Genomic DNA, 12021 nt, shown 5'->3' with positions numbered 1-12021 from the left:
CATCGGTGCGATGCCGACGCCGTAGTGACTTCGAGGCCGTGGTGACGGGTTGAGGAAGTCCCGGCGGGGCGTGTGAGGGGGCGCCCCGCCGGGCGGTTACGAGGCGTCCGGAGGGTGGGCCGCCGCACTGCCGCCCGGCAGCGCCGCGCCCCCCCCGCAGGGCGCCTCGCGACGGGACGACGGGCCTCGTGCCACGGCCGGAAACCGGAGGTGCGGGGCCCGTCGTCGCGCCCGGCGCGGTCACTTAGGCTGCAAGCGGCAGAGCTGGGGCGGGAGTTGCGGACCGCCGGGCGAAGGGGAGAAGTCGTGGGTGTGGCGATCCGGAGAGCCGACGAGAGCGACCGGGCGGACGTGATCCGGCTGCTCGACGAGGCGTTCATGCGGGACCCGGTGAGCAGTTGGCTGTTCCCGGACGAGGAGCGGCGGCGCGACCGGCACGGCGCGCTGATGGGCGCCTTCCTCGACCTCGCGTTCGCGGAGGGCCATGTGGACGTCGCGGAGGACGGCTCGGCCGCCGCGCTGTGGTGGTCGGTGCCCGCCGGTGCCGCGCACGAGGACGGTGAGGAGGGGCCCGCGCTGCTGCGGAGCGCCGTCGACCCGGACAACGAACGGATCGAGGTGATCGGCCAGTTGACGTCGGAGATCCATCCGGCCGACCGCCCGCACCAGTATCTGCACATGATCGCCGTGAAGCCGGAGCGACAGGGGCAGGGCCTGGGTTCGGCGCTCGTGGCCTCGGTGCTCGAACGGTGCGACCGGGAGGGCCTGCATGCCTACCTGGAGGCGAGCAGCGCGCGCAGCAGAGAGCTGTATCTGCGGCTCGGGTTCGCCGATATCGGCAGCGCGCTCGACCTGCCGGAGGGGCCGCGGATGTGGCCGATGTGGCGGGAACCGCGGGCGGAGTGAGCGCCAGGGCCCCGGCGGCCCCGGGACCGGAGGATCCGGTTTCGGGGCCGTTTTCTTCGCACCGGCCCCGAGAGCCGACCGGAGTGCCGACCGGAGAACCGACTCCGAAGAGCCAGCCCGAAGAGCCAGCCCCGAAGAACCGGGACCGAAGAACCGGACCAGAAGAACCAGACCCGAAGAACCAGACCCGGAGGGGTTGCCAAACCACTGCACCTGTACCACTATGACTGAAGTAGTCAGGCCTTTGTCACCTGCGGAAAGAGATTCAGCTTGCGAAAGCTCACCTACTTCGTCGCCGTCTCCATCGACGGGTTCATCGGCGACCCGAGCGGGGACGCCAACTCCTTCATGCCGTTCGTGGACGAGGAGTTCCTGGAGTTCCTCAAGACGGAGTATCCGGAGACGGTCTCTGCCGCCGGCCGCCGTTTCCTCGGCTTCGGCGACGGCGTGGCGAACCAGAAGTTCGACACCGTCGTCCAGGGCATGGGCAGCTATCAGCTCGGCCTGGACGAGAACATGCCGAGCCCGTACGGCCACCTGCGGGAGTACGTCGCCTCGCGCAGCCTCGGTACGTCGCCCGACCCGAACGTCGAGATCATCGCCGACGACCTCGTCGGCAAGGTCCGTGCGCTCAAGGCCGAGGACGGCGAACTCGGCATCTGGCTCTGCGGCGGCGCGCGCGTCGCGGGCCAGCTGATCGGCGAGGTCGACGAGCTCGTCCTGAAGACCTACCCGGTGCTGCTCGGCTCGGGCATGCCGATGTTCGAGGGCGTGGAGTCCGCGGTCGGCGAGTTCGAGCTGACCTCCTCCCGGGTCTTCGGCAACGGCGTCGTCGTCCGTACGTACTCCCGCAAGCGCGCGCAGAGCTGACCGCTGCACTGTCCGGCCTCGGGGAACCGCCATATCCTGAGGCCATGGGCAGCGACGGACGCCGGTCCGGCCCCCGTCCGCAGAGCGAACCGGTGTGTACGCACTGCGGACGGCCAGTCGGTACGGCCATCAAACGACGCAAGGTGCTCGGGGCGTACGTCCCGGTGTGGGCCCCCGGCCCTTGCCGAAACCCCGAGTGCGAAGCGTGTGTGGTCGACGAGCCGCAGGAGAAGGCGCGGGCGGCCCGCGGCTACAAGAGCAAGCACAAGCGCGGGCATCTGACCCGGCGCGACCTCAAGCCCGGGCCGAAGCCCGCCGCGCCGGACATCAGGGCCGGTACGGGCGCCGAACCCGCCGACGACCCGAAGTCCACGCCCCTCGTGGACACCGGCCAGGACGCCGGACGGAAGCCGCCACTCGGGTGATGCCCGCGTCGGGCGACGGCGCGTGAGCCGCCGGCGACGGCACGACGTGAGCGCTGCGGGCCGGCGGCACGTGCGCGCCCCGGGCGACGGGGGAGGCGCCCCGGGCGACGGCGGAGGGCGGCGCCTGCCGCCTGTCAGTGGGTGCGGATAGGGTCCTGAGCATGGAGCCGAAGCGGGGGGCTGCGGGCGCGCGAGGGGCCCGGAGGGCATGCGGGACCCGGTGCGCCCACGAGGCGCGGCGGGCGGCCGCGGGAGTGGCCGTGACCGTGGCGGCGCTCCTGGGATGCGTGGGGTGCGCGGCCGAGCAGGACGGCAGGGGCCGTGGCGCGGACGCGGCGCACGGCTCCGGGGTGCCCGAGGTCGACGACGACAAGGACATGCCGCCGCTCCCTTTCGACCGGTACGAGTTCAGCAGCCGTGACTTCGCCCGTGAGGAGCAGGCGGCAGCCCGCCTCACCCAGCGGTGCATGAGATCCCACGGCTTCCCCGACTTCCCACGGCAGTGGCACGAGCAGAGGCTCGAGCCGTTGGCCGTCACCCAGCACGCCGTGGTCACGATGACGACTCTGTACGGCTCCCTGGACCTCGAAGGGGCACGCAAAAGGGGCTATGGCCTCGACCGTGACGCGTTCGACAGGTTCCACAAGGCGCACGCCCCCAAAGGGCGCCTGGTCACTCAGAAGGAGCACGCGGCACTGAACGGCTTCGGCGGGCGCGGCACACCCGAGGGCGGCTGCGAACAGGACGGCTCACGACGCGTGCAGGCGGACGTCAGGAACGAGACCCGCATGTCGACGTACGTCGGCGACCGCGGCGCGGCCGTGGCCGAGGCGGTCGCCGAGGACGCGCGCATGCGGCACGCTCTGGACACCTGGGCCGACTGCCTCGCCGACAAGGGCTTCAAGCGGTACGCGAGCCCGGAGGCCGCCTCCAGGGACAAGGCGTGGGGCAGGGGCGACGACGGCGACACCCGGCGCACACGACGCGAACGGGACACGGCCGTCGCCGACATCGAGTGCAAGCGCGAGCACAACACCGCGGGCGTGTGGTGGAGCGTCACCGCGCAACTGCAGCGCCGCGACATCGACCGGCACCGGCCCGCGTACGAGGCGGTGCGCGCCGACCAGGAACGGGTACGGGCGACCGTGCGCGACGTGCTCGAAGGGGAGAGATGAACCAGAACGACGGCGACGGCGACGGCGGCGGGGCGGTGGCGAGGAGCAGCGCAGGACGGCGCGACAGGGCACGGCACCCCTTCGACGCCGTCCTCACCGACCTCGACGGCGTCATCCGCTTCTACGACATGGCGGACCTCACCGAGCTCGAACGCGCCGCCGGCCTGCCCGGCGGCGCCACCGCGGCGATCGCCTTCGCCCCCGAGACCGACCTGCCCCTGATGCTCGGACGCATCGGCAGGACGGAGTGGATCGAGTCGATCGCCGCCGGGCTGACGCGCGAGCACGGACTCACCCCGGCGCACGGGCGCGAACTCGGCGACGCGCTCGCCGACTCGAAGTTCCGAGCCGACCAGACGGTCGTCGGCCTGCTGCGCCGCGCCCGCACGCACATACCGGTGTCGATCGTCACCAACGCCACGCCCTGGCTCGACGAGGACCTGGCGCTCCTCGGCCTGGACCGGGTCGTGGACGACGTGGTCTCCAGCGCGGTGCTCGGCGTCGTGAAGCCGGACCCTCGTATCTACGAGACAGCTGCCGCCCGCGTGGGTGCGGACATCACCCGCTGCCTGTTCGTGGACGACCGCGAGGAGAACGTGGCCGCGGCCGTCGCCCTCGGCATGACGGGTCTTCGGTACCGGGAACCGGACGATCTGCGGTCGGCCCTCGGCACGCTGCTCGACTGAACGGCACGCCCCCACCCCGAGTCGCACGGCCGTACGGCGTCGGGGCGCTTCCTGCTGGGGTCCACGGCGGAGTCTCCCTGTCACACGGATAGGTTGCGGATGCGTCATTGCTATGACGGATCGCGACGGAGGAATGTGACGTATGAACGCAGGAGAGCTTCTGGCGACGCGGTTCGAGGAGCACAGGCCCCGTCTGAAGGCCGTCGCCTACCGCATGCTCGGGTCCCTCAGCGAGGCCGAGGACGCCGTGCAGGAGACCTGGCTGAAGCTCAGCCGCACCGACGACGAGCGGGTGGAGAACCTCGGCGGCTGGCTCACCACGGTCGTCGGCCGGGTCTGCCTGGATCTGCTGAGGTCGCGCAAGCAGCGCGGTGAGCAGCCCCTGGACACCGAGGCACCCGCCACCCACGTGCCGGACCCGCAGATCAGCCCGCTGCCGGGCGGCGGTGAGGCCGTCGACCCCGAACAGGAGGCGCTGCTCTCGGACTCGGTGGGGCTCGCGCTCCTCGTCGTCCTGGACACGCTGAGCCCCGCGGAACGCCTCGCGTTCGTGCTGCACGACATGTTCGCGGTGCCGTTCGACGACATCGCGCCCATCGTCGAGCGGGCCCCGGCCGCGACCCGCCAGCTGGCGAGCCGGGCCCGCCGCAGGGTGCGCGTCGCGGCCCCGGAGCCGGGGCCCGACCGTACGCGCCACCGCGAGGTCGTCGAGGCGTTCCTCGCGGCGGCCCGCGGCGGCGACTTCGACGCGCTGCTCGAACTGCTCGACCCGGACGTGGTGCTGCGGGCCGACGGCGGCGACGTCTCGGGGCTCTCCCGGTTCGTACGGGGCGCGCCGGAGGTGGTCGCGGGGGCGCGCTCGTTCTCCACGCTGGCGGCCACCACCTATCTGGCGCTGGTCAACGGCCGGGTGGGCCAGATCGCCGTGCACGACGGGCAGGCCTTCTCCGTGGGGGAGTTCACCGTCAGGGACGGCCGGATCGTCGAGATCAACATCCTGGCCGACCAGGAGCGGCTGCGGGCCCTGCTCGACGCGAGGGCGATCGCGGAACTCGCGGCCGCCGACTGACCACGCCACCCGCTCTGCCCCACGCGCGTCCGCCGTGTCATCCGCTCTGGCCCACGCGTGTCCGCCGCGTCATCCGCTCTGGCCCACGCGCGTCCGCCGCGTCACCCGCTGCACGTACTCCTTCCGGTCGAGCGGATTGTGGTCCGTGCGCGGGCGGCCCGGCGGGGTGCCGTGGACCGGCGCGTAATGGTCGAAGGCGGTCTCCAACTCGCCCTCGCCCCGGGTGAGCCCGGGCAGCGCCTGTTCCAGGCCGTGCACCCGCGCGGCGGGCACCACTCCGTCGACGACGTACGAGGAGCCGTGCGCCGTCGGCGTGTGCGGCACCGCGCGCAGCCGTCCGAGGGCGGGCAGCAGCGTCCCGAACACGTCGGCGGGCACGGTGAGCCGGAACCGGTGCATCGGCTCGTGCACCCGCGTCCCCGCCCGCCGCAGCGCGTCCATCAGGACGAGCGGCGTGAGCCGGCGGAAGTCGCCGGCCGTGCTCGACATGCTCTTGTCGAAGACGGCGTGGGCGTGGCTCTGGCGCGGCCAGTACCCGGAGCGCGTCATGGTGACGAGGCAGTCGGGCACCTCCCACCCGTGCGGCCCCTGCCGCAACGTCTCCTGGACCGTCTCCTCGACGGCCTTGAAGAAGGCGTACGGCATCGAACCGAGTTCCACACCGAGCCGGAACTCCACACCCGACCCGGCCGGGGCGGGCTCCACCCGCAGTCCCACCGTGGCGAGGAACGGATTCGGGTCCGTGTCGATGATCTCCACGGCCTCGCCGGTGCCGACGACCCGCTCCACACAGATCGTCGTGGTCTCGCGGAAGTCGGTGCCGACCCCGAACTCCTCGGCGAGCGTGGCCTCGATGACCTCCTTCTGGACCTCGCCGTACAGGGACACGGAGATCTCCTGCCGCAGCGGGTCCTGCCGCAGGCCGATCAGCGGGTCCTGCTCCGCCAGCTGGGTGAGCGCGGAGTGCAGCGCGGACCGGTCGGAGGGCCGGCGCGGCTCGACGACGGTCTCCAGCGTGGGCGGCGCGAAGTGGTGCCGCGCCCGGTGCCGCTCCGGTACGTCGTGCTCATGGCCGAGCACATCGCCGATCCGTACGCCGCGCAGCCCCCACAGGAGGGCGATCTGCCCGGCCGAGACGGCATCGCGGGGTGCCGCCGTGCCCTGCTCGAAGACGCCGATGCCGGTGACCTTGTCCCCGGCTCCGTGGGCGGACCCGCCGATCCGGACCCGGTCCCGTACGCGCACCGTGCCGGAGAACATCCGCGCGTACGCCACCTTCTCGCCCGCGAGGCCGCGTTCGACCTTGAAGACAGTGCCCGCGACGGGCCCGTCGGCGGAGCCTGCCGCCGCGGGCAGCAGTTCCCTGATCGCGCCGGTCAGCGCGTCGAGGCCGGTACCGGTCATGGCCGAGCCGAACAGCACCGGATGGACCAGGGCCCGCCGGGTCTGGCCGGCGAGCGCCGTGCGCAGTTCGTCGTGGCGCGGGACGGCGTCCTCGACGTACGCGGACAGCAGCGCGTCGTCGTGGTCGGCGAGGAGTTCGGTCAGGCGGGCGGTGCGGACCGGGTCGTCGACGGTGTACGGGACATAGCGCGCCGTGCGGGTGCCGGGCGCCTCCACCGTGCCCAGCGGGGTGACGGCAGGCGTCAGCTTCCGTGCCAGTTCGGCGAGTACCCGCTCGGGGTCCGCGCCGCCGCGGTCCACCTTGTTGACGAACACGAGCGTGGGGATGCCGAGTCTGCGCAGCGTGCGCATCAGGACGCGGGTCTGCGCCTGGACGCCCTCCACGGCGGACACGACGAGCACGGCGCCGTCGAGCACGCTCAGGACCCGCTCGACCTCGGCGATGAAGTCCGGGTGGCCGGGGGTGTCGATGAGGTTGACGGTGACGTCGTCGATCGCGAACGAGACGACCGCCGACCTGATGGTGATGCCGCGCTGCCGCTCCAGGGCGAGCGAGTCGGTGCGGGTGCTGCCGTCGTCGACGCTGCCGACCTCGTCGATGACCCCGGCGGTGTGCAGCAGCCGTTCGGTCAGGCTGGTCTTGCCCGCGTCGATGTGGGCGAGGATGCCCAGGTTCAGGATGCGGCGGCCGGTGGTCCGCTCGGGCGCGGGCCGGTCAGCTGCGGCACGACTGTCCTGCGGGTCTTGCTGCGGATGCGGGTGAGATGCCACTGGGCGTCATGTCCTCGGATCGGGGGGCGATTCCTTCCTGGTGGGACATGGACGTCTGGCGCATCTGGGGCTCCTGGTTCGACTCCGGTGGCACGGGTGAGGATGTGATCAGTGCAGCAGGGAGTCGTCGGCGACGGCAACCGAATTTGTGGCGGGCCTCGAGTCGGAGCCGAGCGCTCCGGCACCGGCGCGGCAGCGTTGCGTGCGCCCCGCGCGGCAGCGGACTTGCGCACTGCGCGGCAGCGGACTCGCGCACTGCGCGCGCGTCACTCGCGCACTGCGCGCGGCAAAGGCTCGCGCGCCCGGCGCGGCAGGGACGCGCGAAGAACAACCGGCCCGCCGGACCCACCACGTTCGGTGGGCCCGGCGGGCCGGGTGCGTGCACGTGCCGACGGCCGACCCGCACGGGGAGGCCGTCGAGCGACGGGATCAAGCCTTCTTGGTCTCCCAGAAGATGCGGTCGATCTCGGCGATCAGTTCGAGCGCCTTCTCACCGGTCTTCGGGTCGGTCGAGCCCTTCGCGGCCGAAAGGGCCTTCAGGGTGTCGTTGACCAGGGTGTGCAGCTCCGGGTACTTCTCGAAGTGCGGGGGCTTGAAGTAGTCGCTCCAGAGCACCGAGACGTGGTGCTTGGCGAGCTCGGCGCGCTGCTCCTTGATGACGGTGGCGCGGGCCTGGTAGTGCGGGTCGTCGTTGCCGGCCATCTTCTCCTGGACGGCCTTCACCGACTCCGCCTCGATGCGGGCCTGGGCCGGGTCGTACACGCCGCAGGGCAGGTCGCAGTGCGCGCTGGCCTTCACCTTGGGGGCAAACAGGCGGGAGAGCATTGAGCTGTCCTTCCTCGTGATCGTCTTCTCAGGGGGGACATTACTCCGTGAGAGACCTGATTTCGCGAGCGCCCCCATGGGCTTAGGACAAAAGTCCAGGGTCAGACTGAAGACGGTGGAGGATGGACCGGGAGGCCGGTACAGGATGGGTCCGGGAGGTGGCGGATGCCGGAAACGACGGCAGACGGGCGGGAGGCACGCGTGCCGTTCCAGTTGATCGAGGTCGACGGCCCGTCCATGGTGCCGACGCTCAACCCGGGGGACTGGATGCTGGTCCGGCACGGCGCCCGGGTCCGCCCCGGTGACGTGGTGATCCTGCGTCACCCCCTGCAACAGGACCTGCTGGTGGTCAAACGCGCCGTCGAGCGGCGTGAGGGCGGCTGGTGGGTGCTCGGCGACAACCCGTACAACGCGGGCGGCGACAGCACGGTCTACGGGATCGTGCCGGAGGAGCTGGTCCTCGCGCGGGTCAGCGCGCGGTTCCGGCCGCTGCCGCGGTTCCGCCAGGAGCGGGCGGCGCAGGGGCGGCGTCAGCTGTCGCCGGCCGCGCTGGCCTGCTGGGCCTTCTCGGCCGTGCGCCCCGTGCTCGCGGACCGCTCGCTCTCCAGGCGCTTGCGGGCCCGGTAGGCGGCGACGTTCGCGCGCGTCGCGCAGCGGTCCGAGCAGTAGCGCCGGGACCGGTTGGTGGAGGTGTCCAGATAGGCGTTGCGACAGGGCGCCGCCTCGCACAGGCCGAGCCGGTCCACGCCGTACTCCGTCAGATGGAAGGCGAGGCCCATCGCGGCGATCGCCGCGAACCCCGCGGTGGCGTTCGACGGGTGGTCGGCCAGGTGCATGTGCCACAGCGGGCGGCCGTCGTCGTCGCGGTAGTCGTGGCCGGAGATCTGGGGGCTCACCGGGAACTCCAGGAGCAGGGAGTTCAGCAGGTCGACGGCCAGTGTCTCGTCCCCGCCGTCCGCCGCCTCGAAGACGCCGCGGAGCCGTCCCCGCACCGAGCGGAAGCGCGTCACGTCGGAATCCGTGGCGCGCCGGGCGGCCTGCTGGTTCGCACCGAACAGCTCGCGGACCGCGTCGACGGAGGTCAGCGAGTCCTTGTTGCGAGCCGGCTCCTCGGTGTTGACCAGGCGTACGGCGTAGTCCGAGTAATAGGCCAGTTCCACTTGTAGTCCTTACGGGGGCGGGATATCTTCATCTCTGTGCGCGGTAACGGTCACACTGGCTTCGTGGGTGTTACGCGACATGTTCAGTCGAGCGTAGTACGGGATGGAGGTCTTCCGGTGGCGGAAACGGCTGGCGGTACGGGGTTCGGGACCGACTGGCGTGCCTGGCAGGAGAGTTGGGACCGGCAGCAGGAGTGGTACATGCCGGACCGCGAGGAGCGGTTCCGTGTCATGCTCGACATGGTCGAGGCGCTCGTCGGCCCCGAGCCGCGTGTGCTCGACCTCGCGTGCGGTACTGGAAGTATTACGGCCCGCCTCCTCGAAAGGTTCCCGAAGGCCGTCAGCACGGGTGTCGACCTCGACCCTGCCCTGCTGGCCATCGCCGAGGGCACCTTCGCCGGGGACGACCGCGTCACCTTCGTGACCGCGGACCTGAAGGACCCCGACTGGACCTCCCAGCTGCCCCACGACTCCTATGACGCCGTCCTCACAGCGACCGCCCTGCACTGGCTGTTCAGCGAGCCCCTCGCCGCGCTGTACGGGCAGCTCGCCAAGGTCGTGTCCGACGGCGGCGTCTTCATGAACGCCGACCACATGCCGGACCCGGCGACCCCGCGCATCAACGCCGCCGACCGCGAGCAGCGGCACGCCCGCCAGGAGGCTGCCAAGAACTCCGGCGCCCTGGACTGGGCCGACTGGTGGGGCCTCGCTGCCAAGGACCCCGTGCTCGCCGAGCCCACCGCCAAGCGCTTCGCCATCTACGGAGAGCACGCCGACGGCGACACCCCGCCTGCCGAGTGGCACATCCGCACCCTCCGCGAAGCAGGCTTCGCCGAGGCCCGCACGGTCTGGTCGTCCCCGTCGGACGCCCTGGTCCTAGGCCTCAAGTAGGGACTTCGGCTGCGAGCGGGAACGGAAATCGCGCTCTACGTAGAGGGGCGGTACGGATCACCGATCCGTACCGCCCCTCTACGTAGACGACGCCGGACCTTCGATCACAGCACCTTCGACAAGAACGACTTCGTCCGCTCGTGCGACGGGTTCGTCAGGACGTCGCGCGGGTGCCCGGACTCGACCACCACACCGCCGTCCATGAACACCAGGCTGTCGCCGACCTCGCGGGCGAAGCCCATCTCGTGCGTGACGACGATCATCGTCATGCCGGACTCGGCGAGGTCGCGCATGACGTCGAGCACGTCACCGACCAGCTCGGGGTCGAGTGCCGACGTGGGCTCGTCGAAGAGCATCAGCTTCGGGTCCATCGCGAGTGCACGGGCGATCGCGACCCGCTGCTGCTGGCCGCCGGAGAGCTGCGAGGGGTAGTTCTTCGCCTTGTCGGCGAGCCCGACCCGCTCCAGGAGCTGCCCGGCGCGCTCCCGCGCCTCCGCCTTGGACTGGCCCTTGACCTGGACCGGTGCCTCCATGACGTTCTCCAGCGCCGTCATGTGCGGGAAGAGGTTGAAGCGCTGGAAGACCATGCCGATGTCCCGGCGCTTCTGCGCGACCTCGCTGTCCTTCAGCTCGTACAGCTTGTCGCCCTTCTGGCGGTAGCCGACCAGCTCCCCGTCGACGTAGAGACGACCGGCGTTGACCTTCTCCAGGTGGTTGATGCAGCGCAGGAAAGTCGACTTGCCGGATCCCGACGGGCCGATGAGGCAGAACACCTCGCCGGACTCGACCTGAAGGTCGATGCCCTTGAGCACCTCGACGTGACCGAACGACTTGTGGACGTTCTCGGCCTTCACCATCGCGGTCATCAGCGGACACCTCCCGAACGGTTGCCCAGGGACAACATATTGGCCTTGATCTTCTGCCAGGGAGTGTCCGGCAGCGAGCGCGAGGAGCCGCGCGCGTAGTAGCGCTCCAGGTAGTACTGACCGACGCTGAGGATCGACGTCATGATCAGGTACCAGGTGGCGGCCAGGAGCAGTGCCTCCACCGTCGCGCCGGACGAGGTCCCGATGTCCTGGGCGTACCGCAGGAGCTCGTAGTACTGGACGGCGGCGACCAGCGACGTCGTCTTCAGCATGTTGATGACTTCGTTGCCCGTCGGCGGCACGATCACGCGCATGGCCTGCGGGATGATGATGCGGCGCAGCGTCTTGGAGTGGCTCATGCCGAGGGCCTGCGAGGCCTCCGTCTGGCCCTCGTCGACCGAGAGCAGGCCCGCGCGGCAGATCTCCGCCATGTACGCGGCCTCGTTCAGGCCGAGACCGAGGAGCGCCGTCAGGAACGGCGTCATGAAGTCCGACCACTCGTCCTTGTAGACCGGACCGAGGTTGATGTACTCGAAGACGAAGCCGAGGTTGAACCAGATGAAGAGCTGGACCAGAACCGGCGTACCGCGGAAGAACCAGATGTAGAACCACGCGATCGACGAGGTCACCGGGTTCTTCGACAGCCGCATCACCGACAGGACGATGCCGCCGACGACACCGATGAGCATGGAGAGGACCGTGAGGATCAGGGTCTCGCGGACGCCCTTGACGATGCGCTCGTCGAAGAAGTTGTCGGGGATGGCACCCCAGTTGATGTCGCCGTTCGCGAACGCGAGCACGATCGCGGCGAACGCGCCGATGGCGAGGACGGCCGCGACATACCGGCCGTAGTGGCGCACCGGGATCGCCTTGATCGCCTCGGGGGCGGAGCGCGGTGGTTCGTCCTTGGGGGCGGAGCCGCCCGACTTGCTGATGTCCGTTGTCACGGGTGTGGCCTTTCAGCGACAGGATG

The 12021-nt window shown here is 70.9% G+C and carries 13 protein-coding genes; 8 read left to right on the top strand and 5 right to left on the bottom strand.

Going from position 1 to position 12021, the window contains the following annotated elements; genetic code table 11:
* Nucleotides 1-306 precede the first annotated feature (306 nt).
* The 6 genes from GPA10_RS00110 to GPA10_RS00085 all read left to right on the top strand — a co-directional run bounded on the left by GPA10_RS00110 (nt 307) and on the right by GPA10_RS00085 (nt 5131).
* Entirely contained in the window at nt 307-906 is a 600-nt protein-coding gene (locus GPA10_RS00110; protein ID WP_058849630.1) for a GNAT family N-acetyltransferase, read from the top strand.
* 270 nt (nt 907-1176) lie between these two features.
* Nucleotides 1177-1776 carry a dihydrofolate reductase family protein gene (locus GPA10_RS00105; RefSeq protein WP_157163749.1) on the top strand — a complete coding sequence of 200 codons (600 nt, stop codon included), beginning with the start codon at nt 1177-1179 and terminating at the stop codon, nt 1774-1776.
* Nucleotides 1777-1985: 209 nt separating this feature from the next.
* A complete protein-coding gene (locus GPA10_RS41535) occupies nt 1986-2201 on the top strand; it encodes a hypothetical protein (protein ID WP_198351467.1) in 216 nt (71 codons plus the stop codon).
* A 260-nt stretch (nt 2202-2461) separates the two neighbouring features.
* A complete protein-coding gene (locus tag GPA10_RS00095; RefSeq protein ID WP_157163748.1) occupies nt 2462-3376 on the top strand; it encodes a hypothetical protein in 915 nt (304 codons plus the stop codon).
* Nucleotides 3373-4062: an HAD-IA family hydrolase gene (locus GPA10_RS00090; protein WP_157163747.1), complete on the top strand. Its 690-nt coding sequence runs from the start codon at nt 3373-3375 to the stop codon at nt 4060-4062. The genes GPA10_RS00095 and GPA10_RS00090 overlap by 4 nt, the downstream gene beginning before the upstream one ends.
* 142 nt (nt 4063-4204) lie before the next feature.
* Nucleotides 4205-5131, top strand: coding sequence for a sigma-70 family RNA polymerase sigma factor (locus GPA10_RS00085; RefSeq protein ID WP_157163746.1), 927 nt, complete (start codon nt 4205-4207; stop codon nt 5129-5131).
* 69 nt (nt 5132-5200) lie between these two features.
* On the opposite strand, the gene GPA10_RS00080 is transcribed toward GPA10_RS00085, so the two are convergent.
* Nucleotides 5201-7216, bottom strand: a complete 2016-nt coding sequence (locus GPA10_RS00080) for a GTP-binding protein (RefSeq protein WP_343040271.1) — start codon at nt 7214-7216, stop codon at nt 5201-5203.
* Between the two features lie 519 nt (nt 7217-7735).
* A complete protein-coding gene (gene sodN, locus GPA10_RS00075; protein WP_058849625.1) occupies nt 7736-8131 on the bottom strand; it encodes a superoxide dismutase, Ni in 396 nt (131 codons plus the stop codon).
* 165 nt (nt 8132-8296) lie between these two features.
* On the opposite strand from sodN, the gene sodX reads away from it, so the two are divergent.
* Nucleotides 8297-8758 carry a nickel-type superoxide dismutase maturation protease gene (gene sodX / locus GPA10_RS00070; RefSeq protein ID WP_157163745.1) on the top strand — a complete coding sequence of 154 codons (462 nt, stop codon included), beginning with the start codon at nt 8297-8299 and terminating at the stop codon, nt 8756-8758.
* Here the strand turns inward: sodX and GPA10_RS00065 are convergent.
* Nucleotides 8662-9291, bottom strand: coding sequence for a CGNR zinc finger domain-containing protein (locus GPA10_RS00065; RefSeq protein WP_343040108.1), 630 nt, complete (start codon nt 9289-9291; stop codon nt 8662-8664). The two genes, sodX and GPA10_RS00065, sit on opposite strands and share 97 nt — an antisense overlap.
* 117 nt (nt 9292-9408) lie before the next feature.
* Here GPA10_RS00065 and GPA10_RS00060 point away from each other — a divergent pair, with 117 nt between their 5' ends.
* Complete coding sequence (locus GPA10_RS00060) at nt 9409-10182, top strand: class I SAM-dependent methyltransferase (protein ID WP_058849623.1); 774 nt, start codon at nt 9409-9411, stop codon at nt 10180-10182.
* A 104-nt stretch (nt 10183-10286) separates the two neighbouring features.
* Here the strand turns inward: GPA10_RS00060 and GPA10_RS00055 are convergent, their stop codons facing one another.
* The gene (locus GPA10_RS00055) at nt 10287-11048 is read right to left on the bottom strand and encodes an amino acid ABC transporter ATP-binding protein (RefSeq protein WP_157163744.1); all 762 of its coding nucleotides are present in this window, start codon (nt 11046-11048) and stop codon (nt 10287-10289) included.
* On the bottom strand, nt 11048-11995 hold the full coding sequence (locus tag GPA10_RS00050) for an amino acid ABC transporter permease (protein WP_058849621.1): 948 nt from the start codon (nt 11993-11995) through the stop codon (nt 11048-11050). The genes GPA10_RS00055 and GPA10_RS00050 overlap by 1 nt, the downstream gene beginning before the upstream one ends.
* Between the last annotated feature and the right edge of the window lie 26 nt (nt 11996-12021).

Origin of the sequence: Streptomyces typhae (assembly GCF_009755605.1) — a bacterium.
Classification (GTDB): Bacteria; Actinomycetota; Actinomycetes; order Streptomycetales; family Streptomycetaceae; genus Streptomyces; species Streptomyces typhae.
Note: the sequence above shows the minus strand (reverse complement) of the source record. Positions and strands in the feature narration are given on the sequence as shown.